The organism is Pontibacter locisalis (assembly GCF_042684605.1).
Lineage (GTDB): Bacteria > Bacteroidota > Bacteroidia > Cytophagales > Hymenobacteraceae > Pontibacter > Pontibacter locisalis.
Genome location: NZ_JBHULU010000006.1, coordinates 1 through 25,381, shown reverse-complemented (window position 1 = coordinate 25,381; position 25,381 = coordinate 1). Strand labels below are relative to the sequence as shown.

At 46.4% G+C, this 25,381-nt stretch carries 23 protein-coding genes; 9 read left to right on the top strand and 14 right to left on the bottom strand.

Translation table 11 applies throughout. The features are described from left to right. Positions 1 to 74 precede the first annotated feature (74 nt). Positions 75 to 893: a potassium channel family protein gene (locus ACFSRY_RS05165; RefSeq protein ID WP_377503728.1), complete on the top strand. Its 819-nt coding sequence runs from the start codon at positions 75 to 77 to the stop codon at positions 891 to 893. Between the two features lie 168 nt (positions 894 to 1,061). On the opposite strand, the gene ACFSRY_RS05160 is transcribed toward ACFSRY_RS05165, so the two are convergent. Next, complete coding sequence (locus ACFSRY_RS05160) at positions 1,062 to 1,643, bottom strand: hypothetical protein (protein WP_377503726.1); 582 nt, start codon at positions 1,641 to 1,643, stop codon at positions 1,062 to 1,064. A 499-nt stretch (positions 1,644 to 2,142) separates the two neighbouring features. Between ACFSRY_RS05160 and ACFSRY_RS05155 the strand changes: the two genes are divergently transcribed. Then, on the top strand, positions 2,143 to 2,970 hold the full coding sequence (locus ACFSRY_RS05155) for a DUF1206 domain-containing protein (RefSeq protein WP_377503724.1): 828 nt from the start codon (positions 2,143 to 2,145) through the stop codon (positions 2,968 to 2,970). Between the two features lie 446 nt (positions 2,971 to 3,416). Here the strand turns inward: ACFSRY_RS05155 and ACFSRY_RS05150 are convergent, their stop codons facing one another. Both ACFSRY_RS05150 and ACFSRY_RS05145 read right to left on the bottom strand, forming a co-directional pair. Next, on the bottom strand, positions 3,417 to 3,866 hold the full coding sequence (locus ACFSRY_RS05150; RefSeq protein WP_377503722.1) for a cupin domain-containing protein: 450 nt from the start codon (positions 3,864 to 3,866) through the stop codon (positions 3,417 to 3,419). A 145-nt stretch (positions 3,867 to 4,011) separates the two neighbouring features. Continuing rightward, positions 4,012 to 4,593, bottom strand: a complete 582-nt coding sequence (locus ACFSRY_RS05145; protein WP_377503720.1) for a Crp/Fnr family transcriptional regulator — start codon at positions 4,591 to 4,593, stop codon at positions 4,012 to 4,014. Between the two features lie 337 nt (positions 4,594 to 4,930). Here ACFSRY_RS05145 and ACFSRY_RS05140 point away from each other — a divergent pair, with 337 nt between their 5' ends. From ACFSRY_RS05140 to ACFSRY_RS05125, 4 genes are all read left to right on the top strand, one after another. Further along, a complete protein-coding gene (locus tag ACFSRY_RS05140) occupies positions 4,931 to 5,215 on the top strand; it encodes a potassium transporter TrkG (protein ID WP_377503718.1) in 285 nt (94 codons plus the stop codon). Between the two features lie 66 nt (positions 5,216 to 5,281). Beyond that, positions 5,282 to 5,626 carry an NAD-binding protein gene (locus ACFSRY_RS05135; protein WP_377503716.1) on the top strand — a complete coding sequence of 115 codons (345 nt, stop codon included), beginning with the start codon at positions 5,282 to 5,284 and terminating at the stop codon, positions 5,624 to 5,626. Continuing rightward, positions 5,604 to 5,879: a hypothetical protein gene (locus tag ACFSRY_RS05130; protein WP_377503714.1), complete on the top strand. Its 276-nt coding sequence runs from the start codon at positions 5,604 to 5,606 to the stop codon at positions 5,877 to 5,879. Before ACFSRY_RS05135 ends, ACFSRY_RS05130 begins: the two co-directional genes overlap by 23 nt. Further along, a complete protein-coding gene (locus ACFSRY_RS05125; RefSeq protein ID WP_377503878.1) occupies positions 5,830 to 5,955 on the top strand; it encodes a hypothetical protein in 126 nt (41 codons plus the stop codon). The genes ACFSRY_RS05130 and ACFSRY_RS05125 overlap by 50 nt, the downstream gene beginning before the upstream one ends. A gap of 77 nt (positions 5,956 to 6,032) precedes the next feature. On the opposite strand, the gene ACFSRY_RS05120 is transcribed toward ACFSRY_RS05125, so the two are convergent. Continuing rightward, positions 6,033 to 6,212: a hypothetical protein gene (locus ACFSRY_RS05120; protein WP_377503712.1), complete on the bottom strand. Its 180-nt coding sequence runs from the start codon at positions 6,210 to 6,212 to the stop codon at positions 6,033 to 6,035. A gap of 467 nt (positions 6,213 to 6,679) precedes the next feature. Between ACFSRY_RS05120 and ACFSRY_RS05115 the strand changes: the two genes are divergently transcribed. Then, positions 6,680 to 10,579 (top strand): hypothetical protein, encoded by a 3,900-nt coding sequence (locus ACFSRY_RS05115; protein WP_377503710.1) that lies wholly within the window; start codon positions 6,680 to 6,682, stop codon positions 10,577 to 10,579. A 127-nt stretch (positions 10,580 to 10,706) separates the two neighbouring features. On the opposite strand, the gene ACFSRY_RS05110 is transcribed toward ACFSRY_RS05115, so the two are convergent. The 8 genes from ACFSRY_RS05110 to ACFSRY_RS05075 all read right to left on the bottom strand — a co-directional run bounded on the left by ACFSRY_RS05110 (position 10,707) and on the right by ACFSRY_RS05075 (position 19,176). Next, the gene (locus ACFSRY_RS05110) at positions 10,707 to 12,716 is read right to left on the bottom strand and encodes an outer membrane beta-barrel protein (protein WP_377503708.1); all 2,010 of its coding nucleotides are present in this window, start codon (positions 12,714 to 12,716) and stop codon (positions 10,707 to 10,709) included. Between the two features lie 11 nt (positions 12,717 to 12,727). After that, positions 12,728 to 14,134, bottom strand: a complete 1,407-nt coding sequence (locus ACFSRY_RS05105; protein ID WP_377503705.1) for an ice-binding family protein — start codon at positions 14,132 to 14,134, stop codon at positions 12,728 to 12,730. A gap of 132 nt (positions 14,135 to 14,266) precedes the next feature. Next, complete coding sequence (locus ACFSRY_RS05100) at positions 14,267 to 14,827, bottom strand: helix-turn-helix domain-containing protein (RefSeq protein ID WP_377503703.1); 561 nt, start codon at positions 14,825 to 14,827, stop codon at positions 14,267 to 14,269. A gap of 157 nt (positions 14,828 to 14,984) precedes the next feature. Next, positions 14,985 to 15,374, bottom strand: a complete 390-nt coding sequence (locus tag ACFSRY_RS05095) for a response regulator (protein ID WP_377503701.1) — start codon at positions 15,372 to 15,374, stop codon at positions 14,985 to 14,987. A 248-nt stretch (positions 15,375 to 15,622) separates the two neighbouring features. Further along, positions 15,623 to 15,910, bottom strand: a complete 288-nt coding sequence (locus ACFSRY_RS05090; protein WP_377503699.1) for a circadian clock KaiB family protein — start codon at positions 15,908 to 15,910, stop codon at positions 15,623 to 15,625. A gap of 62 nt (positions 15,911 to 15,972) precedes the next feature. Beyond that, positions 15,973 to 17,436, bottom strand: a complete 1,464-nt coding sequence (gene kaiC, locus ACFSRY_RS05085) for a circadian clock protein KaiC (protein WP_377503697.1) — start codon at positions 17,434 to 17,436, stop codon at positions 15,973 to 15,975. 294 nt (positions 17,437 to 17,730) lie between these two features. Next, on the bottom strand, positions 17,731 to 18,297 hold the full coding sequence (locus ACFSRY_RS05080; RefSeq protein WP_377503694.1) for a helix-turn-helix domain-containing protein: 567 nt from the start codon (positions 18,295 to 18,297) through the stop codon (positions 17,731 to 17,733). Positions 18,298 to 18,624: 327 nt separating this feature from the next. Continuing rightward, entirely contained in the window at positions 18,625 to 19,176 is a 552-nt protein-coding gene (locus ACFSRY_RS05075) for a hypothetical protein (RefSeq protein WP_377503693.1), read from the bottom strand. 576 nt (positions 19,177 to 19,752) lie between these two features. On the opposite strand from ACFSRY_RS05075, the gene ACFSRY_RS05070 reads away from it, so the two are divergent. Beyond that, positions 19,753 to 19,971 carry a hypothetical protein gene (locus ACFSRY_RS05070; protein ID WP_377503691.1) on the top strand — a complete coding sequence of 73 codons (219 nt, stop codon included), beginning with the start codon at positions 19,753 to 19,755 and terminating at the stop codon, positions 19,969 to 19,971. A 101-nt stretch (positions 19,972 to 20,072) separates the two neighbouring features. Here ACFSRY_RS05070 and ACFSRY_RS05065 read toward each other — a convergent pair whose 3' ends face one another. Together ACFSRY_RS05065 and ACFSRY_RS05060 are read right to left on the bottom strand one after the other, a co-directional pair. Continuing rightward, positions 20,073 to 22,946 carry a PAS domain-containing protein gene (locus ACFSRY_RS05065; protein ID WP_377503689.1) on the bottom strand — a complete coding sequence of 958 codons (2,874 nt, stop codon included), beginning with the start codon at positions 22,944 to 22,946 and terminating at the stop codon, positions 20,073 to 20,075. Between the two features lie 188 nt (positions 22,947 to 23,134). After that, entirely contained in the window at positions 23,135 to 23,470 is a 336-nt protein-coding gene (locus tag ACFSRY_RS05060; protein WP_377503687.1) for a hypothetical protein, read from the bottom strand. 190 nt (positions 23,471 to 23,660) lie between these two features. On the opposite strand from ACFSRY_RS05060, the gene ACFSRY_RS05055 reads away from it, so the two are divergent. Next, positions 23,661 to 25,112 (top strand): tyrosine-type recombinase/integrase, encoded by a 1,452-nt coding sequence (locus ACFSRY_RS05055; RefSeq protein ID WP_377503685.1) that lies wholly within the window; start codon positions 23,661 to 23,663, stop codon positions 25,110 to 25,112. Positions 25,113 to 25,381: the final 269 nt, after the last annotated feature.

Genomic DNA, 25,381 nt, shown 5'->3' with positions numbered 1-25,381 from the left:
AATAAAAGCCGCTCCACGTTAAAAGGAGCGGCTTTTACTGTTGTAGATCACTCGAATATGCGGGGCCTGCTATCTTGGTCTCCATTCTTATTGTCTGGATAGCAGGCATGTGGTCTGCGCTGCTCCTTGTGCTGCTCTCAGACGCAGATTCTGTCAGGGACAGCAGCACACACCTTCCTGCGGATTGGGTTGAAAAGCTTTATTTCGCTGGTTTTACGCTCTCCACCCTAGGCACAGGTGATTTTTCCCCGGCCAGCGATGCATGGCGGGTAGTTACCAGTCTCTCGGCTTTCGCCGGTATTGCCTTTATCACCACATCCATCACCTATTTTGTGCCCGTACTGTCAGCCGTGAATCTCCAGAGCAAGATCAGCCTCTACATCGCCAGCATGGGCAAAACGCCGCAGGCGATCCTGATAAACAGTTGGAATGGTAAAGACTTTTCCTCTTTTTTCGACAATGCCTCCGACCTGGCCGACATGATCATGCAGCATACCCTGAACCACCGGTCTTACCCCATGATCCATTACTATCATAACAGCAGAGAAGATAAATCCATCAAACGGTCCCTGGTGATGCTGGATGAAGTTGTCCTGGTCCTTATGCCTGCAGTATCCGAGGATTCCTGCAAAGATAAGCTGAAGCTCAAAATGCTACGAGTTACTCTTGATACTTACATTGACATTGTGAAAGGAGCCTCCTCCAAAAATAGCCCTGATAAGGGAACAGCCCCTGAGCCTGATCTTTGTGAGCTGCGTGAGGAGGGTGTTCCTTTGCATGAAGATGCAACCGGATATGTAGCACGCCAGGAGGTAAAGCAGCACCGGCAGAAGCTTACGGCGCTGCTGGAAAGCGATGGCTGGACCTGGCAGGACGTGTATGGAACAGGTTAGCTGTTACTTCCACAAAAGAGCAGTAGAAATAGAAATGAGGGTAACGTAAAGCTAAAAAGGGAGGGCCAGGCCCATTAGCGGAACCAAGCCTCCCCTTTGTGAGATGTAGCACCTGTTTTTGTTTCCTTGCTTTTCAAGGTTTCAAAAAGAAATGCTAACTAAACTGCCTTACACTCCGAAGTAGGTATTGTAGGCGCCGTACTCGTTCTCGTCCAGCATACCGTCTCTGTTCTCGTCCCAGAGGCCGAACAGGCCATCTGTGTACTCCCGCTCGGTGAGCATGCTGTTTCTGTCCGTGTCCCAGCTGTTGAACCAGCCGTTTTTGGCAAAATTCGTCCCGAACTCGACTTCATCCAGTACGCCGTCTGCATTGCCGTCCCAGGTGATCCAGTCTTCATTCTCCATCCCAAAGTCGCTGGTAGCAGTCTTCCACTCGTTCTCGTCCAGCCTGTTGTCGTTGTTGGTGTCCCAGGTGTCGTAGAAGCCTCCCATGTACTCGTTCTGGTCGAGCATGTTGTCATCGTTCACGTCCCAGTCTTCATAGTAGTTGGTGGAGGCGAAGGTGGTGTTGAACAGGTTTTTATCCCAAGTGCCTGTGGTAGTAACTTCAACCTCTTCTTTTTCGATGTCATCAAGGATGACGCCATCCTCTACAGCCTCTTTTCCCGGATTGCAGGCTATCAAACCACCCAGAAGAGTAAGGCAGAGTCCCCATTTAATTGTCCTGTTGATTCTGTTCATTCTTTTCATAGTTAATTATAGTAAGTTGCTGGTTTGGAGATTTATAGGTGCATGTTAAGCTTTACGAAAGGTGCTGTACATCGTTTAGTGAACATCCCCTTTAGCGTCTCAGCATTAGTGAAATGTATCTTCTGAAACAGCTTCTCACCGGCAGGCTAGTTTGTGAGCTTGCTGGAGCTATTCATCGTTTTACATGATACCAGTTTAAATGGATAAAATGTATGTCAGGGTTAGCAAGCGCAGGTTCACTCTTGGTGCCGTATTTTAAATTGTATCGGCTGTGTTGTGCTTTATACAAAGGTTGTTGCTTTTAAGCCTGTTCAATCCACAGGATCTACCCTGAAGTCTATCGCTGCTGTACTCCACTCGTTCTTAGAGGTACAACTGTCGTTAATTGCTCCCAAGGTTAGTAAATTCAGAATGTGCTAAGCTATAAGATAACATGTCCTTTTCAGGCACGTACAGATTATGCACTCCACTCCAATTGCTGCCCTGGGGCGCAAACACTATGAATTTAAAGCTTCTAGATCCTGCCGAATACCTGCCTTCTGTTCCCCCAAAATTTGTGAAGCGCTTTGCCCGGATAGGCTTGGCGGCAAAAGGCGTTGTATATTTCCTATTGGGCGTGCTGGCCCTGGTGGCGGCGCTTGAATGGGGCAGGGACAGCCAGAAAATAAACAGAAAAGAGGTCTTTCTCTTTATAGAAGATCTGTTTTTTGGAAAAGCCCTCCTGCTGATTGTTTCTTTCGGCTTGGCGTGCTACTGTTGCTGGAGGTTGCTACAAGCCATAATAGACACGGAGGGAAAGGGATCCGGCTTAACAGGGCTTGTCTACAGGGCGCGCTACGGGGCCAGTGGAGCCTTCTATGGGCTTTTATCGCTTGTGGCGGGCAGGCTGGCAGTAGGCAGCGGTAGCGGCAGCGAGAGCATTAGGCAGGAGTTCGTCACAGGAGTGCTGCAGAAGCCCTTGGGGCAGTGGATAGTTCTCTTCGGTGCCGCGCTTATGGCCCTTGGTGGAGCTTTCTTTATTTACGAAGGCTTATCAGAGAGATACAGGAAAAAGATAAAAGAGGCCGGTTTAGGGCACAAAGCTGAAGAGGCAATGATTAAAACCGGGAAAATTGGCTATGTCTCCCGTGGCACAGTTTGGTGCATCTTCAGCTATTTGCTCGGGAGAGCCGCATTAAATGCGAAGAAAGGGGCAGCCGAGAGTGCCTTCCATTTTCTCGAAAGCGCAACCTACGGTGCTTACCTTCTTGGGGCAGTGTCGCTTGGCCTGATGTGCTATAGCATGTTTGTTTTCATAGAGTCCAGGTTCCGCTACAAAGACCATTAAATTCTGTTTTGTTCTGAACTTGGCCATAATCCAGCTTGTAAGTCGATTCCTGTGATTCTCGAGGTTCATAGGTTAGGATCGGGAACTAAAGCTGACTAAAACGCTGTCCAATCCCAACACTCTCGTCAAAGTAGTTGTACTTTCCGTAATTCAAGTTAAAAATTGAGCCTTCAGGAAGTGCGGTTTTTGTTGTCACCATTTTCTTTTCATCGTGGTCCCTCTGGTTATGACCTGAGATGGGGGCAGAATTGCATTGGCATAACTAAGATTGGAACATAAGAGCCCCTTCCATCTTAGTTAGTGCCATGCAGTTATTTTCCCTTTTACTTGAGAGGATTGATGATTTTTAACTGGTTTTCTTCTTTTAATTCCCTACCTTTTGTCTTTGAGTCTAGGAGCACAAAGGCACAAAAAGCAGCGCATAAGCAAATAAATTAACTGAGAACTTATCCTAATATAACTCCGTGCTTCTCGGCTATCAGCTTCATAACTCCCTTGTCAGCGCCAGGTTGCACTAGTGAATGGCTAAGGTCGCGGAGGAAGTTCTCATGTCCGCCGGGGGTGAGGGTTACAAGAATCTTACCTTGTTGCAGACCTGAGTTTTTAAAGTTGTGCCTTGTCCCGCGTGGAATGGTGATGGTGTCGCCTGCTGTGCAGCCGTGTGCCTCATCACCTAGCAGAACCTCAAAATTACCCTCTACCACATAGATGATCTTGTCCTCCTTGCTGCAGATGTGAGGTGGTGAGCCTGCACCAGGTGCTACTTCCTGCTCAAGCACAGAAATGAGGCCGTTGCTGGATTCCGCATTTTGCTTTACGGTAATTTTGAGTCCCATCATGGTGAAGGAGTCTCCCTGGTTTGCCTTTGTGATTTTTTCCTTTATCATTTTTTTCATGTTTTATCTCCCGTCCGCTGCCGAGGTCATTTTAGGATGGAGGCCCAGCGGAGCCTCTGCTAGTGCAAAACATAACTTCATTTTGCACTACAAACATAGCAGGGAGTGAGGGTTAAAACCGTTAACAAAAGATAAGAAAAGAGGGCTAACAGGAAATTCTTTTCCTGATCCGGCTAAGGCTCACTGCCGTTACCCCTATCATCGAGGCGATGTGATGCTGTGGAACCCGTAGAAACAACTCGGGCTGGTTCTCCATAAGGTACTGGTAGCGCTGTTTTGGCGTAAGTCCGAGAAAGAAGCGAATGATCAGCTCCTGGTCTGCCATGATTCTCTCAGCGATGGTGCTACGTAACCTGTAGAACTCTGGCTGCTGCTTAAGAAGCTCTGTATAGGCAGCAAAGCTCAGGGAACGTATTTTACACTCCTCAAATGCTTCAAAAACCTGCTGGTTCTCCGTCTTGAACATCATGCTAATACAAGGTCCTGTAAAGCTGCCTTCAAAGTAGAAAGAGGCAGTGACCTCCTTACTCTCCAGGTAGTAGAGCATTCTCACACAGCCTTTCTCAACAAAGAAAACCTCATTGGCCACCCGTCCCGCGGGTGCTATGAGTTCTCCTTTGCGAAACGCCTTTAGAGGCATTGCTTTTGCAAATTTCTCAAGAAGGGTCTTGTTAAGTCCTGATTTAAGGTCAACAAGCTTATTTAGCAGAAAGTCAGCAGGTTCCATGGGGACAAAATGTTTGATTTTAATAGCATATTTTAATCAATATTTAGAGGTTTAGCAAATATCTAGGCTGTTTTCCCTGTCTCACAGTTCAAAACTGATTTGTAAGACGAGTTGAAAAGAAACAGTAGCTGTGGTGGTAGCATGGATAGGTGGGTATGAGATTAGTTGAGCAGTACGTAAAACCCTTCCGCGAATTTGACGCTTTGCTCTCATATATAAACCATATGGCCCTAAGATAGATAAGATTCCGGAAGGCTGAGAGTATGCAGGCAGTGTCCGTGAAATACAGTAACGCTCCCCTTACAACATTAAGTATAACGACTGGAAGAAGCACAAATTGGAGGCCTTCAGCCGCGAGATCGCGAGCAAGTCGGTCCGGGAGGCATTCGGCGTGATGCTGCTCTCCTTCCTGGTGATCGGGTTAACCACGCTAGCGGTGTCTTACTTTAACCCGGAGATGCAGCTGCCTGCGGTGGCGTTTGAGGCCTTCTCCGCCTTCAGCACAGTTGGGTTGAGCCTGGGCATAACAGGGGATCTGAGTGCGGGCAGTAAAGTGGCCATCATCATTACCATGTTCCTTGAGAGTGGGCATCTACACACTCATAGCCAGCATCGTGGCTAAGGTAAACACCAGGTATTACCGCTATCCCTCCGAGAGGATCATTATCACTTAAGAGAAAGACGTTATATGAAGTTCATCATTATTGGTTTAGGGTATTTTGGCTCTTCGCTCTCCATCAAGCTGACAGACATGGGGCATGAGGTAATCGCCGTGGACAAGGACCTGGAGAAGGTTACCATGTACAAAGACCGGATCACCCACACCGGTGCGCTTGATGCCACGAGCATACAGGCCTTGTCCACCCTGCCGCTCAGAGAGACCGATGTCGTGTTGGTGGGGATAGGGGAGGACTTCGGCGCCTCGGTTATGGCCGTGGCAAACCTGAAGCAGTTGCAGGTGAAAAAGCTCATCGGCAGAGCCATCTCCCTTCGTGCTGGAGGCTATTGGCGTGGACAGGATCATCAGCCCTGAGGCAGAGTCGGCAGAGCGCCTGGCTAAAAGCCTGGACATGAAAGGCGTTGTGGACTCGTTTGAGTTATCAGAGGAATACAACATTATAGAGGCAACTGTGCCCGAGCCATACGTGGGGAAAAGCATAGCGGAGGCAAACTTCAGGACTGAGTTTAACGTGAATGTGCTGACTATCCTGCGGATGAGAGAACGCAAAAACCTGTTTGGAAAAGACTATAAAAAAGCCTGTCGCAGTGGGGGTTGTCTCGGCTGAAACGATTATGGAAGGAGGCGACGTGCTTGTGCTGTTCGGTAAAACCAAAGACATCAAGAGGCTTCTGATGGCATAGCACTTACTGTAAGTAAGCTATGGTTATGCTAACGGGCTAATCCTCTCCCTGGTAAGGTTCTGGTAGAAGCATCCAGGCTATTCCCTGGATGTGATGACATCGTAATGCTGTAGGGTAAAAATGTCTCCAGCAGCATTGACATACCCTAGTTCAACTGTCCTGTCCCCAGCTTTATCTTTAAAAGTAAAATCTTTTAAAGTAAAAATGATTGGACCTTCCAGCTGCGGATACTGATCTTCAATAGGAATCCACTCCATAGTTTTAGCTGGCCAAAAGTTTCTTAAAGATTAATCTGTTTTGACCTTCGTTCATGACTCAGCCTATTTTTACTGTATAACACTTTTTGCAGATACTCTAGCCTGTTGACGCCGTAACCGGCTTTCAAGAAAACAGGGCCCACAGGCGCCTGGAAGAATACCTGATAGCTGGCGTGGTGTCCGAATAGTGTTCGAAGTGAAAAAAAAAGGCCTTCAGCGTTAACTGAAGGCTTTTCGTGTAGACCAAAGGATGGTGAGGCACAGCATCTCTCTGGTAGTATCATTTCTCATCCAAACAACAGCGTCGTCCTGCTCCCCATTCCGGGAAGTGTATTTAAATCATAAAGGTTATACAAAGCACTTAGCACAGGTAGTGCAGTAACATCTCAAATACCTGCAAATCGTAAAACTATTTACCGGCATCTAGACAAGCCTTTACTGATTTTTCCTTTTATAATACATATCCAATGGCAAAGCCAGCTACAACCGGCACAAGCCGAAAAGCCTTAAAGACTGCTGGTATTGTGCTTGTAAGCCTACTGGGTTTCTGTTTGGTTGTGTTGGTTGTACTGTATTTCCTGGCCGAGCCACTTGTAGAGCGTTATATAAAAAAACAGGTTGCCCGTCAGACCAATGAACTATACCACATTGAGTTAAGTGATCTTCAGCTTCACTTTCGCACTAGAAGCATCACTTTGAAAGGACTGCACCTCTACCCGGACACCACAGTAAACAATCAGCTAAAGGAAAAAGGCCAGGCGAGCCAGAGTCTCTTCGACATTCATGTACCAAGGCTGGAAATAAAAAACATAAATCTAACTGATCTGATTTTTAACAATCAGTATAAAGTGAATACTGTTGTAGCAGAACGCCCGGAGATCACGCAGCTGCTGAATAAGACTGGACAGGAAAACAGAAATTATAGAAGCAAAGGAGGGGCTATGGAAGCTGTGCGCATCCGGCAGCTCGAAATACAGGATGCAAGCTATCGGTACCTGGCAGAGGGACTACAAAGCAGACCTAAACATCAAATTCATAACCTTTCGCTACAGGTTCGGGGCGTGCGGCTGAACGTAGAGGAACAGCAGGATATTGCAGAGATGCTTCAGGCAGATGAGGTTGAACTACGCTTAAATAATTATACTTATCATTCCCCGGACAGTGTGTATTCAGTACGGCTAGGGCGACTTTCCTATTCCTCCAGGCAACAGGCGCTGAAAGCAGTAGAGGTGGAGGTGCAGCCTGATATTCAGGTAAACGCGGCTCTTCCTAAGAATCTGGCCCACCAGGTAGTCTATCAGCTGCATGCACCAAAGCTACATATAAAAGGTCTGGATATAGGAGCAACCTGGCGCTCAAAGCAGTTGCACCTCGACCAGTTACTGTTGAATCGTACTGCTCTGCATTTAACCGAAGACCTTACTATACCTGATGCTGCTTCATTTCCTGGCCTGGCTGAAATTTACGCCGACCTGTCGCCTTACCTGAAAGAGATTAGTATAAGGGAGTTGCGCCTGACTGACGGCAGCTTCAAGTACAGGCAGAAAAACACTGCCATTCAAACTATCCATAGTCTCGAAAAGGGAGATATTTACCTGCAATCTCTGCAACTAGATTCTGCCACCCTTTTTACACCGAAAGAAAAAGCCTTCGCAGCAGCAATAGGGATTACGACAAAGACCTATACCTACAGCCCCCTAAATAACCCATATACCCTGAAGTCAGAGAGCATGAAGCTTTCTACATGGGATAAAACCTTGCATGTAGTTGGCCTACATTTGAATGGTGACTGGAACAAAAATGATAAACTGAAAAGCCTGAACAAGGCCAAGCGCACATTTTACAACATTTCCCTGCCACACTTGCAATTCAGAGATATGGACCTGTTGAGGGCTCTGCGCACATCCCGGCTGACAATAGGAACTATAACCGCAGCACAACCAGTCATAGATGTGCGTACCGACCAGATGGTAGAAACACAGGATGCAGGGCCGGATCTGGAGGAGCTGTACCGGCAGGTTTCTGGCTTTGTAAACAAACTGGAAGTAGGAGAGATAAACATTACGGATGCCTCACTTACACAGCACAGCAAAAACAGAGCTACTCAGCTCCTGCAGCAGCTGGATCACGCCTCGCTGAAAGCCATTGGTTTAGTGGTAGATTCTGCCTTCATTTTCAATCCGGATAAAAAACTGCCTCTGCAGGATATGGTTGGAACTGCCCGTAACTACCGCTACCAGATGCCTGACAATACGTATACCTTTGCCCTGGAGGGTCTGCGCTACTCCACCAGGCAGAAGGAATTCTCTGCCCGTTCGGTAGATGTGATCTCCAGCATCAGGGAAAACGACCGCCAGAAACTTTTCGATAACGCCAGCCGCAATCTCTTCGACCTTTCAGCCAACACACTGCGAATAACTGGTCTGGATCTGGTTAATACATTTAATACCGGGCGGCTGGAGGCCGACTATTTGCTGCTCCGGCAACCGGATGTGGCTATCCTGCTGGATCGTAAAGTGGCAGCTTCAGAATCTGGTAAGCAAGGTGCAGGGGAGGGACTCTTTAAATATTTGGATATTGTTTCCTTAAAAACGATCCGGCTGGAAGATGGCTCCTTTACCTTTAACGAAAAGCTGGAACCGGTTATGCAAACGCACTTGCTGGAGCACGCCACCGCCACGATTTCAGGATTTCAGCTGACATCTGCCAGTTTTGAGAACCTGAGCCAAGCACTCCCTTTGGAGGAGATGACCCTGCTGGCAAAAAACTACACTTACAGGACCACCGATAGTCTGTACACCATCCGGTTGGACAGCCTGCACTATTCCAGCAGGCAACAGGAGGTTATCGCCCATACCTTAACGGTAAGCGCCGACAGGGAAGTAAACGAACGCCTGAAAGCTGATTACCCGGAACTTGCCAGCCGTAACCTGATCGATATTTCATCGGAGAGGTCCCGGATAACCGGATTTAACCTGATCCATGCCTACGCAACGGGGCAATACCACATGAGCAAGTTGCTGCTCTCAGGCCCCAGGGTAACTATTCTGCAGGACCACAGCGTAAATCTTTTGAAAGTAAAAGTTCCGGTCTGGCAGGATACGAAAACAACCAGTGAAGCGATGCAACAGCTGCCTGACAGAGAAACGACTTTCCGTGTGGAACGACTGGAGATAGATGATGGCACGTTTGATTTTCACATTCTGGAGGACACGATTCGTATCAGCCAGACCCTGGAGCACGTAGCGCTGGAAATAGATCAGTTTCGGTTAGTATCGCTGGAGGCTTCTGATCCCCTTGAAATTTTTGATGTGGAGGACTTAAGTATACTTGTGGGAGGCTATACCTTCTTCACGCGCGACAGCCTGTATGCGCTCGAGGTAAAAGCAATGAGAGCCTCGATGAGCAACAGATCACTTTCTATAGATAGTCTACGCCTGCGGCCACTTTATAGTAAAGAACAATATGCAAGCCTATTCAGGTATGCCCGTGACCGTAATGACCTGACAGTACCTGAGATTGAGATGCGAGGCATCAGCTTGCGGGCTTTGTTCAACAACCAGGATATAGTTGCGCTTAATATGTTGATCCGGAATCCGGTAGTGGAAATTTATCGAGATAACCGTTTAGGATTTGATCCCGATAAAAGGCCACCTACGCTGCAAAGCGCATTACGTGGTGCTGGGGTTTATATTAATCTGGATACAATACATGTGGAAAAAAACTACCTGGTACACCCCGTTATCGGCATTGATGGTATTAAGCCTGCAGTATTCATGTTGGACAAAATTCGCTTGCAAGCTTATAACATCACTAACGATACAGCACTCATCCGCCGGAAGAACATGTTAACTGTACATGCTTCCGCACTGTTTATGGGCGTTAGTACCCTGCAGGCTCATTTTCAGTTTCAGCTGGACCATCCGGAAGACCGGTATACCTACGAAGGCACCTTGGAACCAATGGATTTTAAGGCTTTAAACCCTTTGTTAGAGAACCTGGTATTTATGCGGATAAAAAGCGGGCAGATACATAAAGCGACTTTCAAGATAGAGGCTACCAGAAATGAAGCCACAGGACAGGTACACTTCCCTTATAATAATCTTAAGGTACAACTACTGAACAAACATGATCCGGATAATCCTGGTTTGGTTTTAAAGACAGGTAGCAGATTGATAAATATGTTTGTTATCAAATCTAATAATCCTTCCTCCTGGGGCAAGTTTCGGGAGGGAGATGTTAAAGAGGCGCGTGACCCAAAGCGATCAGTATCCTACCATATAAGCCAGTCTATGCTTGATGGTGTTACTACTAGCCTGATGACAAAATTGGTGTATCAGATAGTTTCCAGATTTGTTGACTTTTAATTCTTTAATGGCAGTTGAAAAACGTATGCTGGTCACTACTAAGGCTAGCTAATGTGAGGCTTCCTGAAAAGCGAAAAGCTGCTTGAACTAAATCAGGCAGCTTTTAACTCATGAATAAACGGGTTTCTTACTTTCCGGGGATGATGTCGATGATAACCGTACGGTTATAGAATCGCTCTTCGGGATATTTGTTATTGAATGGTGCCAGTTTCTGGTCTTCGCCAAATCCGTGCACTTCAAAGGTCACATCTTTTCTGCCTGCTTTCGCCAGGCTGTTCTCGATGATCCTTTTCACATCGTTAGCACGAGCCAGCGACAGGTTTTTGTTGTTGGTATCGTCACCGATAATGTCAGTGTAACCGTGTATGATCACTTTGCCACCTTGTGGTATTTCAGGAGTCACAATTTCAGTCAGGTATTTCTCGTAAGTAGTTATCGCTTTAGAGTCGTTGAACTCATAAAGTACACTATAACGCTGGCCTTCTTCGTCTTTGGCCGGAGTCCAGAGTACCATGTTCACGGTAGCTTCTTTCTTCTCGATGGTACCGTCTTCTTTGGTGCCCAGCATAGTTACCAGGTACGTGCCTTTAGGGCGTGTTCCTAATATGGATTTGCCTGGTATACTTACAGTTTCCTGCATGTATGGTCCGAAGTTCTGAACGATGCCTTTGTCATCTGTCATGTTCATAGACCAAGAAGTGTAAGCCTTATCAGAGCCAGATGCGGTAAACGTTACATAACTGTCAAGCGGTGCTTCCTGTATGGCTGATATCACTACCGGTTTCAAGGCAGCTTCAGGGCCACTCTGGAATTCCATCAGCAAGGCCGGTGCGTTACTTTCGATAGACACACGACGGTCACCTTCACGAAGCAGTTCCAGTTCTTTGGTACCACCCGGTTGTTCCGATGGCAGCTTAGGTTTGTTACGTCCTTCCATAGCGATGCGCGAAGCATTGATGCCAAACGTATTTACAAGGTAGCTTTTCACAGTTTCAGCCATTACGGTACCTTCCTGCGGACCATTCTCTGATGAACCTACCAGGGTTATGGTTGCCGATGGATTTTTGCCTAAGCGGTCACCAAGTATGTTCAGTACATTATAGTATACTGTCATCTCACGATCAGAGCGGCCAGCTAATGTTTTAGGAGTAAATACTTCCAGCTGATCTTCTTTAAAGTCTTTTACCTGGTCTTTCTCAAGCAGCACATAACGATCCGGAATGGCTGTAGAACCCTGGTTAAAGAACACATAGTTACGAAGCGGGAAGGTCTCTCTTACCCTGCGGTCTGCCGTAATATTGGTAGGCGAGTTAACCGTGAACTGCACATCGTTGGCAGCTATTGTTGCGTTTGGCTTACCTCGTCCTAACTTTATAGCGGCACCAACTCTTAACGTGTTTACCGTCATGGTTTCGATGCTGCGCGGCGACTGGCCGAAGTATGGCTGGTACGTTACAAATGGAGTAAGTACAAGTTGTGTGCGGTTGTTCTGTGAGTTAAGCGGAATGTCGTAACCAGCACCCACCTGCATCGAAAGAAGTCTCTCTTTTACATCGCTCAGGTCACCTTTTACGCTAGAGCTTGTCTGCTGATCCGTATAAGCCGGGTTTACGCCCTGCTCGTAGGTGAATTCTTTCTTCACATTAAAGGCCAGTCTCGGGCCACCCATCAGGTAAAACCCTGAGGCTTTGAAAGGAGAGAAGCGCAGGCTTGGCTCTACTGTAATGTAGCTTAGCTTGGTACTCAGGTCTGCAGGGCAATCGCAAGCGGTTGTCTGTTGGTTAAATTCACCTCTGCGGCTATCGTAACCTGTCTGCAGCATCAGTCCCCATCTCGATTCCGGGCGACGATACTCTATAAGTGGCGCTGCAAAAAGACCTACACCGTTGCCTTCATGAAAAGTTACAGGCGGCGTAAGCTGCGAGTTCAGTTTATGAGTAGAACCGTTGTAGAAGTTGAAGTTTGCACCGGCTGATGCACCAAACCACCACGATGGTTTAGTGAACGGAGCATTCTGGGCCTGGGCCGGAGCCTGTATTCCTGTAAAGATAATGGTGCTAAGTACGATACTTTTGAGCGCAAGCTTAGAGGCAGACCACGCTTGGCGCGATCCGGTATTGTTATTTTTGATCTTCATGTTCGTGTTGATTAAGGCTTCTCGATGATGTTTGTGTTGGTCATTACAACCGCGCCGTTTCTGGCAAGCATTCTACCTACTGCTCTGGCACCTGAGTTCATGGTGATAGAGGTCAGGGCAAGTATATTTCCTTTAAAGGAAGTACCGTCGCCTATAGTTGCTGAGCTGCCTGTTTGCCAGAAGATGTTTTTAGCCTGTGCGCCGCCTGTAAGTATAATGTTACCGCCTGCGCCACCAACTGTGGTAAAGTCCGAGGCTATTTGAAAGATCCAGACGGCATTCGGGTCGCCTTGTGCATCCAGTGTTAAGTCACCGGCCTGTACCAGTAAAGTTGAAGTTGATTTGTAGATACCCGGTGCAAGTGTTTTACCACCCTGGTCGCCGGCTACGGTAGCTGGTGCCGGAGAAGAGGCTCCTTCAGCAAACAGATACGCTTCTAACAAATCCTGCTTAGCTTGTAACAACATAGCTGCAGTTCCCGGAGGTGCAATATCATCTGATGCATAAATGGCGCCGTTCACAACTATAGCCGGCGGGAAACCGGTTACTGATGAGCGAACACCAGGAGTTATGCCTACATCTAAGTTTCTGATCTCACTGAAGCCAGCATTGTTACTGATACCTACACCTGCAAAGATACCGAAGCGGCCAACCGATTTAAGGTCAACGCCCATTGCCGGGGAACCGGGTTGTGTATTGTCAGCTCCCGTCGTAAAGGTCCAGGTATAGTTAGCAGCCAAAGGAGCATTATTTTTACTCTTGGCAGCTGTAGTTATAGTTGCAGTATAAGTTGTGTTGGCAGCCAGGTTATTCTCAGGTGAGAACTTAGCTGTAGTACTAGTATAGCTGATGCTGCCGGCTATAGTTGATGTACCATTTTTCAGGGTAAACGAAGTGGCTGTGATCGTTGAAGGAATCATTGCTTCACTGAATCCGGCATTGATCACTTGATTTCGGGGCACACCAGTTGCCAGGTTAAGCGGGTTTGTTAAAACTACTGCTGGTATTGAAGCAGCGATGGTAGTAAAGGTCCAGACATAATCTGTTTGTAGCGCGTTACCCAGTACATCTTTAACAGAGGGAGCAACTCTGCCTGTGTAAGTGGTGGCATAATTTAGTTCGTTTTCAGGTATAAAGGTAAGGGTGTTGGTTTCGGTGTTGTAGGATATTTCGCCTGGTATTTTTTCCGATCCTGTTAAGGTGAAAGATGATTGGGTGATAGTCTCAGGGTTCATTTCCTCATTAAAGGTAACTGTAACATGAGAGGTGAGAGGGACCGAGGTGGCTCCGTCTTCAGGAGTGGTACTTATAACAACGGGGCAAACCCCAAGATCTTCTATGAATGTATCCTCTTTACATCCGGCAATTACAACAACCGATGCAAGCGCAAGGGTAGTCACTAGTTTTCTTAAATTCAATCTGTGTTATTTATTTTTTCCGTTACTGGCGGGTGCGTGCATCTTTATTAAGCACGGCAGTATTTGATGATACAAAGGTGGGGCAATTCAAACTGCTTTATGTTACACAGTAAAAAAACTATATTACATAAATCACATGTTTTCGAGATTGGCCATGCGTTTATGCTTTAGTTTCTTGTAGAACGAAGGGGAGAGGCCGGTTACTTTTTTAAACTGGTTTGATAAATGGGCCACGCTGCTGTAATGGAGCATGTGGGCGATCTCCGTTAAAGTAAGTTCTTTGTACAGGAGCAATTCTTTCACTCTTTCTATTTTGTGCGAAATGATGAATTGCTGAATCGTGATGCCTTTTACTTCTGAAAAGATATTAGCCAGGTAGGTATAATCGTAGTTTAGTTTATCGCTTATAAAGTCGGAGTAGTTAGCCTTCGGGAATTCATCAGAGTAGTGGATCATCTCGATGATGACGTTCTTTATCTTCTCGATAAGGATGCTTTTCCTGTCATCCAGCAACTCTAAGCCAGATACCAGCAGATTCTCTTTTAGTTGTGAGCGCTGTTCCGGTGTAATAGTACCCAGTATCTCCACAGTGCCCAGGTCAACTACTTCATATTGTAGCCCGAGATTGAACAATTCTGCCTTCACCAGCATTTTGCAGCGTTGGCTAACCATATATTTAATAAACAGTGTCATAGCGTTCGTTGAGTCTCTTAAGTTGTTTTGACGAGCTATAGAGAGCCTGTTTTAAACTAAAATATGTATGGTTTAACTGTGTTCCTCCCCAAATATACTGACTGCTTTTTCAGTTTCGGGCTACGGCATGGAATTGATCCGGCTGATATGATAACAACTAATGCTGATCGCTCAGTATCAGGAGTATTTTTTTAAAATTCAGGGGTTTTTGGAAATAGACTATATCGGGGCTTTCCACTGACCAGTCCATATCATCGTACCGCGAATTGTTGCTGTTAAGCACTATCTTTGTTATCCTATGATCTACCAGTTTCAGACTTTCCAGCTCCCTCAGAAATAAGATGCCATTCATTACCGGCATCTCAATGTCTGATATAATGACCACTGGCATTTGACACATTTCAAAGTCTGATTTTAAGATACCCAGCGCCTCAGACCCACTTTCTGCAGTTACAATCTCTCCCACTTCATCATGCTTTTTCAGCAGCTGTTTCAGGATATAGATGTAAGTGCTGTCATCGTCTATCAGTAATATTTTTTTCTTCATCCTCTCGACAATTTGCCATAACAGGCACTGTTGTATGATGTTAAAAATGTGTTAAACTAAAACCGGAATAATGTTGCACCTCAAAATGCATGTTACATTATTCGCACGTGTTGAAAATAGTAAGATCTATAGTTGGTCTATTTAAGCTATAAAATTCTTTAAAGTAGCTGCATCTTGTTCTATCGGAAACAGAAGGCTGATTTATACTTACAGGTAGTGTTACATTTGTAATAACACTGCCTGTAAGTTTATACCGTAACATGCATACTGGATATTCCCAAACCAGCCAATACCCGGCTTCTAACATTTAAAGCGCCTATTATGCGGTTAACAGGTGTCGGTTCCATCCTGATAAGGGTTGGTATCGCTATAATGCCGGCCTCTTCTGCTTTATCAGGGTCTTTCTGGATGTCAATAATTTCAAGCTGATAGTTTCCGTTTAAATTTTCCCTGCAAATCTTGAGTAATGTGTCCACGGCCTCAACTGAATTAAGGCTATGTCCGTTAATAAAGAGCTGAAATATATGCATGCTCATTGATTAAATTTTGGCTGATATTGCCGGTTAATTACCGGCTAATGATGGTTGCTTTTTATTTGTTACTCAAGTTTAATAAGTATAGGGCTGCCTGTAAGTATGCCGCTTATGCCTTCAAAGTGTTTTCCTATGTTGGCTCCTTCATCTGTTATAGTAAACTTTCGGATAGAGGTGTCATGTTTGGAGCCGCGCATTTTAAGCACCGCTATACTGCGTTGCATCTCCCCGGACATCTCTACATAGCGCAGCAGAATAATGGTATCCGTGATAGGAGAGATGTTTCCTTCCGTATCGGATGTGCCACCCGCCAGCAACGGTGTATTTGACGTAAACAAGCCTGTTATCTCATGATGCTTCAGATACGATGTAAAAGCGATGATAAACTCCCGGAAGCCTTTATCAGAAGAAGCCCGAGATAAGGCAGATAAACTATCGATCGCGATTCTATCAGGCTTGAACGTTTTTACAATTTCCTGGATATTAATGAAATGATCCTCCAGTGATGAGATCTCAGGATAAATGCAGATAACTTTCAGCAGTCCTTCATCTTCCAGTTGTTTAAAATCTATACCCCAGCTTGCTGCATTACGGTATAGTTGCTGGCTGCTTTCTTCAAAAGCCATAAGCAGACAGCGCTCTTTTCTCTCCCGGATTCCATTTACAAAGTTAGTGACCATTAATGTTTTACCAGCACCTATTGCCCCGGACACAAGGTTGATAGAGCCTTTATAAAAACCGCCGTTTATCATTTCGTCCAGGGCAGGTATACCTGATGTTACCCGCTCATTAGATGTGATATGCATCAGGTTCATGGCTGATAACGGGATGATAACGATAGCTTTCTCAGCGCTTATCGAAAACGGATTTTCACCTTTCTCGTGGTTACTTCCCCTGAACTTAAGTATCTCTATAGTTCTTCTGCGCTTTTCGTTATGCAACACATTCCGGAGTATGATCACGTTATCTGTCAGGAATTCTTCTACACCAAAGCGCGTGATTTTGCCATATTCTTCCAGGCGTTCAGCTGTGATGATAGACGTAGCTCCCAGCCGCGAAAGTGTCAGGGCTACTTGTATTAGCTCCCTGCGGATGGTATGCATCTCTTCGTGGAATTGCGTAAATATGCTGCCGATGGAGTCTATAACTACCCGTTGAGCGCCACATTTTTCTACCGCTCTTTCTAACCTTATTCTGAAAGCGCTTAGGTCAAAATCACCAACTGCTATTATATTTTCTTCTTTGGGAGCAGCATCCAAAAATATCCATTTTCCTTCTTTTTCCCAGGTGTCAATATCCCAGTTAAAGCTTTTCAGGTTATTCCGAATATCATCTACCTGTTCTTCGAAGGTAACAAACACGCCAGGCTGATCGAACAGCTGAATACCCATTGCCAGGAATTGCGCACCAAACAGCGTTTTGGCGCTACCAGAGCTGCCTGCAACAAGTGTAGTGCGGCCAAGTGGAAGGCCGCCATGGGCAATGTGGTCGAAGGAAGAGTTTCCGGTTTCTAGTTTTTGAAGGTGCATAGGCAAACGTAAGCGATTTTGGAAATAGAGAAATTGTACTGCACTTTCAGGTCGAGGTGTTACCATGACAGGAAGTATATAACTGGATTTAATAAACTTTCAGGCAGACCAGCAGCATACTAACTATTCCTGTAAAACCCATTATCTATCAGTAAGATGCTGGTTACAGTTCCGAAATAGTCAACTTAAGTCTATCCATACCTATAGTGTGAAGTGTGCACATAATAGAATAGACAAAGGTGGGGGTTATAGAGAGGCAATACTTTACATACTTGTTCAAGTATGTTTCATATTTTACAGATTTTCAAGCACGCCCGCACGCTTTTCTTTCAGATGCTTGTAGAAAGAGGGGGAAAGGCCTGTTACTTTTTTGAACTGGCTCGATAAATGGGCCACGCTGCTGTAGTGCAGGCGGTGGGCAATTTCGGTAAGGCTTAGCTCATCATAAAACAGCAATTCTTTTGCTTTCTCTATTTTATGGATTATGATGAATTGCTGTATGGTAATGCCTTTTACTTCGGAAAAGATAGTGGCTAAGTATTTATAGTTATAACCCAGTTTCTCGCTGATGTAAACAGAGTAATTCACGTTCGGCTGTTCTTCCGGCGAATTGATCATCTCTGTTATCAGTTTCTTTATTTTATCGATCAGTTTGCTTTTGCTGTTATCAAGTAGTTCTAACCCTGCCTTGTTAAGGTTTTCTGTTAGTTGTTCGAGCTGAATGTCGGTAATGTCTTTGTGTATCTCCACCACGCCCAGGTCAACTACCACATATTCTGATTGCAAACCAAGATTTGTAAGTTCGTTTTGCACCAGTGCTTTACAGCGATCGCTCACCATGTACTTGATATATAATTTCATTTGTTTTAGTAAAGTGCATACTCAAATCCGGGAGTATGGTACGGCGCTGCTACTGGCAATGAGATCAGAACCCGGTACGATGTGATGAGCAATGAGATCAGGATCTTACAATAACATGTAAGTCAGGTTCTGTGATGTATAAGTAAGACGTATGTGCGGCAACATTAATTCATTAAGCTGCAAACTATAACCTATGGTTTAAACTATAGTGTGCCTGCTGCATCAGATACCAGTATAACCGCAAAATAGTTTATCCTGTAACTGGTCTCCGGTTTTTAACCGGTACATCAGTTACAGGATAAACTACTCTGTTTTGGCTATAGTTGATTAATGAATGGCGATGCCTATAGTTGATACACCTGTAGAAAGGTCTAAGAAAGCACCAACTCTGTTATTAAAATGGTATTCTGTACCAATGTGCAGGTCCAGGAATAGCGGGTTGCCTTTGCGGTAATGGTTCTTGTCGCCATCATAACCATCATCCCAACGCGAGTTTATAACTGCAAAACCTAATGAGCCGGCCAGGTAAAAATCCCATTTAGAATTTGCCTGCAGTATATCATCAAAGTAATACGTGCCCTTTACACCAATCGGGATGATAGTTTCGCTGTACGAATAGTTGTTGTTATCGTCGTGGTAATCGTTTGAGAAAGTAGAGAAGCTTATGAACGGGGCAAGCGTAAACCTTTTGGCTACATCAAACTCATAGTTCACGTTTATAACAGGCATTGTTCTGTTAGTATATTTATAGTAGCCGCCGTAGCCGCCAATGCCTATACCTAAGTTTAACGTGCCGCCGTGTTTTTCCTGGGCAGTCGCACTCAATGTGAAAAAGCTGATAAACAGAAAGGTTAATGTAATTGTAAATAATCTTTTCATATAATGTTTTTTAAAATTCTGAATAGGGGGTTTTTATAGTTCCTGCTTTGCCTTCCCGGAACTGTTTAAAGATGATTTTTTAAAGCACAAACAATAGCACCTAATTTCGTCTGAAAAAGGGCGTTGCTTAAAGTACTTGGCTTTTTGTATGGTTTGAGTTGTTGACCAGTAACCTGGCCGGAGATATATAACCTTAGGATTGGAATTGCTGCTTTAGTGCCTAACGTCTTTTTTGATGTACTTCCGGCAGTTTGGTAATGCTTTCGCTGATGCTGGTATTTTGTATCTTAAATTCAATCTGGGTTTTCTTATTGTTCGTTACTTGCAGTAGCCAGCCTTTCTATAGTTCAACTGTTTTTGATGATACAAAGGTGGGGCTATTCAAACTGCTTTATGTTACATAGTAAAAAAAGTATGTTACATAAATCACATGTTTTCGAGGTTAGTCATGCGCTTTTGCTTTAATTGTTTGTAAAATGAAGGGGAGAGGCCGGTAATTTTCGATAGACCAAAGGATGGAATTTTTGAACCTTATTCACAGGGGTTTTTCAAAAGCCCCTGAGCCATTTTCTGATCATGACGGCTGCGGTGGCCGTTGTGCTCGCCGGTGCTTATCAGGTGTACGTGGGGCGGTACACCAAAGCCCAGCTGTGGCAGAAGTACACCGGCCAATCAGACGAGCACGGGCAGTTGCTCAACTGGATGCGCAAGCTGGGCTACATCTCCACCCCTGCTGCAATGAGGAGAGCGAAATTCTTTGTTACTGCCCAGGACGAATTGGGCTTGTTGGCGTAAACAAGCGCTTCGTATCTATACAGCGCTGCGGAATCCATTGCAACCACAATATGTCTTAAGGATAGTTGCTTTGCCCAGGCATACATAGTGAAACAAGCTATTTACTTATTCTTGCTGTATGGGAAAAACACCTGAAATGTGGTTCCTATACCCAATGTGCTTTCTACCTCAATGCGTCCCCCGGCGTTCTCTATCATCTTCTTGGCCATGAAAAGGCCTATCCCGGAGCCTTCGATATCTGCATGAAAGCGTTTGAACATGCCAAAAAGCTGATCGACATGCCTGGCTTCCATGCCCAGGCCATTGTCTTTCACCGAGAGGACATGAAAGTCAGTGGAAGCCTTGCAACTGATCTGCACCCGTGCCGCCCGCCCGGGGGAACGATACTTGATGGCATTGGAGAGCAGGTTGTACATCACTGATCGAAGGTTTTTCTCCGAAAAGTGAACACTGGGGCAACCGGCAATGTCTATCTCTATTTCAGCCCCCGAGCTTTGAATCACCTGCTCAAGGTCCAATCGTACACCCTCAATTACTTCCGAAAGATTTATCAGTGCCGCTTCTCCGCTGTTTTCCTTCTGGAGCTTTACCACATCCGTGAGATTCGCAATGGTTTTTTTGAATCGGTCCACAGACTCCTGCATCATGGAGGTGATTTGTCGATTTTCATCCAAGGCCAAAGTGTCCGGGGACAGGTTCTGGAGCAAGGCGTGAAGCAAGCCTTCGATATTGTGTATGGGCGCTTTCAAGTCATGTGAGGCCGTGTATATGAAATTGTCCAAGTCACTGTTCATCCTTTTCAACTCAGAATTGCTGACTTCCATCTCTTGCTCTGCCTGTTTGCGCCTGGTAATGTCCCTGGCTATTGCAAACAGGTAGGGCGTCTCACCAAGAGTCAATCCAACCACATTAACCTCCACGGGAAAAATGTCACCCCCTTTCGTTTTATGCAGTGCTTCAAATTGTGGAACAGCTTCTTTCTGAGCTTCAGCAAACAATTGCATGAAAGCTTCCCGGTCATAAACGGGATCTATGTCAGCCATGTGCAAATGCTGCATTTCCTCATCATTATACCCCCATGACTCCAGGGTATTTGTATTGAGGTAGGCAAAAGAGCCGTCTTTCCGTATCAGAATAAAGGAGTCACGCGCCTGGTCGGCCATGAACTTGAACCGCTTCAGCTCTATCTTATTCCCTTCCACCTGTTCCGTCACATCCACGGCCACATGTAGTACGCCTGTTACCTCGCCTAATTCTTTTAAGGGGGTATAAGAGAGGTTAAAGTAGCGTTGCACCGTGTTTTCCCCCAGCTTGTAGGAAATGGGCACTTCACTCCCAGTGTAGGCCTCACCTGTCTGCAGAACAGAATCAACTATTTCCAGAAATGGCTCGTCTCTGGTCTCTGGCATTGCTTGTGTCAGATTCTTTCCGACGATCTCATCTTTATTCCTGCCTACTATGCGCAGCATGGGGGTATTCATGGTTTCAATGAAGTGGTCCCTGCCACGGCTTAGGCCAATGGCAATTGGCGCCTGCTCTATCATGTTGCGAAAGCGGGATTCGCTTTCTTCCAGTCTTTGCTGGGCAAGTATAAGTTCTGTGTCATCTGATCCAGAAGTAATAATGCCATACACCTCACCCGAAGCATTGAAAAGAGGGGTGAAGATGTAGTTGAAATAAAACGTTTTCAGCTGTCCGTTTATAAGCAGTTCCGTAGGACTGTGTTTGCTATGAAAAGGAATGCCTGTCTCAAATACATAGTCCAATTCTCCGAATACTGACTGACCCTCCAACTCAGGCAACACATCCCTGAATCGTTTGCCGATCAAATCTGGACCCTTGCCCCATATATCCTTAATGGCCTTGTTGGCGAATTGTATGCGCATTTCTTTTCCTACGTAGACACCCAGGGGGGACGGGGAGCTTTCAATGATGGAGCGTACCTGATGCTCGCTTTCCTCTGCTTTCTTTCTGGCAAGCACCTGTTCGGTAACTTCGTGGGCAAAGACCAGGATGCCGTTTACATCTCCCTGCTGATTGTGGCGGGCCTGGTAGGTGAAGGTCCAGTAAAGCTGCTGCAGGGGTGCACCTTCATGGCGGGACAGCATCAGGGGCATCTCCTTTGAAACAAAGGTCTCACCGCTGCAATATACATGATCAAGAATAGCCGGAATCTGCGTGCCAGCTAATTCGGGAAACGCTTCTAGCACGGTTTTGTTTAACACCTCCCTTCCCGGGAAGCTTTGCTGATAGGCCGGATTAACAAGTTGGTAAACCATCTCTCTCCCGGCTATAATTGCTATGGGGGACGGAGCTTCCATGATAACTTCGTTTAATACACTCCGTTGGCGTTCAGTTTCCTGCTGTGCAAGTATCAGCTCGTTGGTTCTTTTTTGCACCAGGTCCTCCAGCTTGCTGTTCAGCTTTTCAACCGCGTGCTTTGCAACAATCAGTCCCTCATTGGCAGTTGTCAACTCCTGGCCGTGAGTAGCTAATTTTTTATTCAGACTATGCTCTTTTCGGTAGCTCTGCTCAAGGACTTCAATCCGGGCATTGTCCTCAACCTGCCTGGTAACATCGATAGCTTTATGGATGATGTAGAGAAACGCTCCTTTTTCATCAAGCACCGGTGTGTTCATAGGTTGCCAGTATTTCTTTTCAAATCCTCCATTTGCCCCGGGTAGGGGAATATCATAACGTTGCAGGGCCATTTGGTGTGGCTTCCCTGTCTTTAACACTTCATTTAGCGAGGCTTTAAGGTTGGAAACAGAATTAGAAAGGGGAGTAGCTGGATTGTCGGGAAAGGCATCGAATACATATTTACCTGCGATGTCCTCCCGCTGCTTCAGTGTCGCTTCCAGGTATGCATTACTTGCGGTGATGATGAAAAGGTCAGGGGAGAGAATCAGATAAGGGTCAGGAACCGTTTCAAAAACCTTGAGTAGATCGTTATCGATGCTTGTTTTCCTGAACATGGGATTGGTTTATCTAAAAAAATAAGTAAATAGGGTAGCTGTATGAATAAGCGCATAGCTGTATAATCACCTCCCTTCAACTTTTTTACTCCATTATACGAGTATGTAAGTATACGAGTATGTAAGCATATGTTCCTTTATCCGCACAGCATCCATGACCCGTTCTCTACAGGTAGGAGGGAAGTAGCTTATTTCCCCATATACTGCTGCCAATTGACGATGAGCATCTTCTCTTCCTCAAGCAGCATATAGCCGTAGTCGTAGCAGAAGTGATAGGTGTTTCCATTCCTGGCGCGGTAGAGGTGGGTAAAGTGGCGGAAGTCGAAGCCATGAAGCTCAAGTGCCGTTCGCCTGATGGTCGTCTTTCCCAGCGGGCTTGCCTGCTTTAACAGGTGCCTGTTCCTGCGCAGAGTGGCGTTCACCTGTCGCATTAACTGCTCTCCTTCGTCTGAGATTTTTCGCCTGTTGCCTGCCGCCGCCCGGCACTGGTCCGAGCAGAATTTCTTGTCTGATCTTCCCGCCATGGGGCCACCACACTGCCCGCATCCCCTGTTTTCTTTCTCCATGTTTTGTTTTTTAGCCGTACCTATCCGCTTATATCCGGATTATTCGGATATAAGCGGATTACCCGGATACTTACGGAACTATACGGGTAATTTCCGACTAAGTGTTTGGAATGAGCGTAATTGTGTCCGTTAATCAATCCATCGTGACATGTACTACACCTCTTCACAGCCGGTCATCTTTCTCAATCCCCTGGAGCACGATGGAAAGCCCTTTATCCGCATCTGGCACAAGCCCAACCCTTTCATCGTAAAGCGGCTGAAGGAGGCCGAATGGCTACGCTACAGCAAGACTTACAAGTGCTTTGTGATGCACCGCTCTGAGCAATGCATCGAGCGGCTGCACCTCCACTTTGATGGTATGGCAAAGGTAGACGCCCGCTACCTCAACCGCCCCAAAAGGCTAAGGCCGGCAGAAGGCCTGGTTATCCTCTCCGAGGGCCATGCTTCAGAGCCGCTAAAGAAAGCGCCGGTGTTGCCGGTGGTGCGTCTGCAGCCGCTGGAGCATGAGGGGAAGTCGCTGGTGCAGATCAGCCACGCCTACGACACCAGCATCTATGAGTGCCTGAGGCTTAGCAAAAGCTGCAGATGGCTGCCTGCGCTAAAGTGCTTTGTGACGGGGGCCGGCAGCGACAGCCTGCACCTGCTGCTTGATGATGTGGCGGGGGTGGCGCAGTTGTGGCTGGCGCAGACGCTGAAGGTTCGGGACCTGAGGCTGCAGGCAAGGCTCTGGGAGCAGAACTACGCCAAGGGCGAGGGCTATATTGCCTGCCCTGTGGCTTACCTGGAAAAGCTCTTTCTTCTCAATTACTCTATGAACACCATCCGCACCTACCACTCGCTTCTGCTGCGCTTTTTGAACGGGCATAAGGAGCAGGGGCTGGAGAAGATCAATGCCTTTTCAGAAGAGGAGATCAACCACTATCACCGGGGAATGGTGCAGAGCCAGAAATACTCTTTCTCCACCATCAGCCAGTCTATCAACGCCGTCAAGTTTTATTTTCAGCGGGTACTGGGCCGGCACGAGGTGCAGCTAAACCTGGTGGAGCGGCCCGAGAAGCCCCGCCGCCTGCCCACTGTGCTCAGCAAGCAGGAGGTGGCTCGGATTCTCTCGGTCACGGAGAACATCAAGCACCGCTGCCTCTTGCAGTTGCTCTACTCCGGGGGGCTAAGGATAGGGGAAGTGATAAACCTGCGCCTTTCAGACGTGCAGTCAGACCGGAACCTGCTCCTAATCCGTGGGGGGAAGGGCAAAAAGGACCGCACCACGCTGCTTTCGCAGAAACTGCTGGAGGGCCTCAGAGAATACTATAAAACCTATCGGCCAAAGGTGTGGCTGTTTGAGGGGCAGACGGGCGGGCAGTACACGGTGGAGAGCATCCGTAATGTTTTTAGGGCCAGCATGGCAAAGGCCGGAATCCAGACGAAGGCGACGCCTCACACACTGCGCCACTCTTTTGCCACGCATTTGCTCGAGCAGGGTACGGATCTGCGCTACATCCAGACGCTGCTGGGCCACGGCTCGAGCCGGACTACCGAGATTTACACGCACGTGACCAGCCACTCTTTGGAAAAAATCACCAGCCCGCTTGACAACTTATAAATAACTCCTATATTAGCTAAAGAATATGCTATGGGTATGAAGACTACTGGAAAGAAGCGAACAGGAAAAGGCAACTGCTATAAAACAGGCTCAATCACCTTCGCACATAGTGGCAATAACCGTATGTTTACGCATATCCGCTAGTTGGCCGTGATTGGGATTATTTTCAGGTTTTAAAGTGGCGTGTCTTTCAGGCTTTTAAGGGGCTGGAGGGCATCAAAGGCCACTAAAGCGGGCAACGATCAGCAAAAGAGCCAAAGGCATAAATG

What these genes read in the sequence shown, in the direction of transcription:
- ACFSRY_RS05160 (WP_377503726.1), bottom strand. Translation starts at nt 1,643, where the DNA reads ATGAAAAGAATGAACAGAATCAACAGGACAATTAAATGGGGACTCTGC.
- ACFSRY_RS05155 (WP_377503724.1), top strand. Translation starts at nt 2,143, where the DNA reads ATGAATTTAAAGCTTCTAGATCCTGCCGAATACCTGCCTTCTGTTCCC.
- ACFSRY_RS05150 (WP_377503722.1), bottom strand. Translation starts at nt 3,866, where the DNA reads ATGAAAAAAATGATAAAGGAAAAAATCACAAAGGCAAACCAGGGAGAC.
- ACFSRY_RS05145 (WP_377503720.1), bottom strand. Translation starts at nt 4,593, where the DNA reads ATGGAACCTGCTGACTTTCTGCTAAATAAGCTTGTTGACCTTAAATCA.
- ACFSRY_RS05135 (WP_377503716.1), top strand. Translation starts at nt 5,282, where the DNA reads ATGAAGTTCATCATTATTGGTTTAGGGTATTTTGGCTCTTCGCTCTCC.
- ACFSRY_RS05120 (WP_377503712.1), bottom strand. Translation starts at nt 6,212, where the DNA reads ATGGAGTGGATTCCTATTGAAGATCAGTATCCGCAGCTGGAAGGTCCA.
- ACFSRY_RS05115 (WP_377503710.1), top strand. Translation starts at nt 6,680, where the DNA reads ATGGCAAAGCCAGCTACAACCGGCACAAGCCGAAAAGCCTTAAAGACT.
- ACFSRY_RS05110 (WP_377503708.1), bottom strand. Translation starts at nt 12,716, where the DNA reads ATGAAGATCAAAAATAACAATACCGGATCGCGCCAAGCGTGGTCTGCC.
- ACFSRY_RS05100 (WP_377503703.1), bottom strand. Translation starts at nt 14,827, where the DNA reads ATGACACTGTTTATTAAATATATGGTTAGCCAACGCTGCAAAATGCTG.
- ACFSRY_RS05095 (WP_377503701.1), bottom strand. Translation starts at nt 15,374, where the DNA reads ATGAAGAAAAAAATATTACTGATAGACGATGACAGCACTTACATCTAT.
- ACFSRY_RS05090 (WP_377503699.1), bottom strand. Translation starts at nt 15,910, where the DNA reads ATGAGCATGCATATATTTCAGCTCTTTATTAACGGACATAGCCTTAAT.
- kaiC (WP_377503697.1), bottom strand. Translation starts at nt 17,436, where the DNA reads ATGCACCTTCAAAAACTAGAAACCGGAAACTCTTCCTTCGACCACATT.
- ACFSRY_RS05080 (WP_377503694.1), bottom strand. Translation starts at nt 18,297, where the DNA reads ATGAAATTATATATCAAGTACATGGTGAGCGATCGCTGTAAAGCACTG.
- ACFSRY_RS05075 (WP_377503693.1), bottom strand. Translation starts at nt 19,176, where the DNA reads ATGAAAAGATTATTTACAATTACATTAACCTTTCTGTTTATCAGCTTT.
- ACFSRY_RS05070 (WP_377503691.1), top strand. Translation starts at nt 19,753, where the DNA reads ATGACGGCTGCGGTGGCCGTTGTGCTCGCCGGTGCTTATCAGGTGTAC.
- ACFSRY_RS05065 (WP_377503689.1), bottom strand. Translation starts at nt 22,946, where the DNA reads ATGTTCAGGAAAACAAGCATCGATAACGATCTACTCAAGGTTTTTGAA.
- ACFSRY_RS05060 (WP_377503687.1), bottom strand. Translation starts at nt 23,470, where the DNA reads ATGGCGGGAAGATCAGACAAGAAATTCTGCTCGGACCAGTGCCGGGCG.
- ACFSRY_RS05055 (WP_377503685.1), top strand. Translation starts at nt 23,661, where the DNA reads ATGTACTACACCTCTTCACAGCCGGTCATCTTTCTCAATCCCCTGGAG.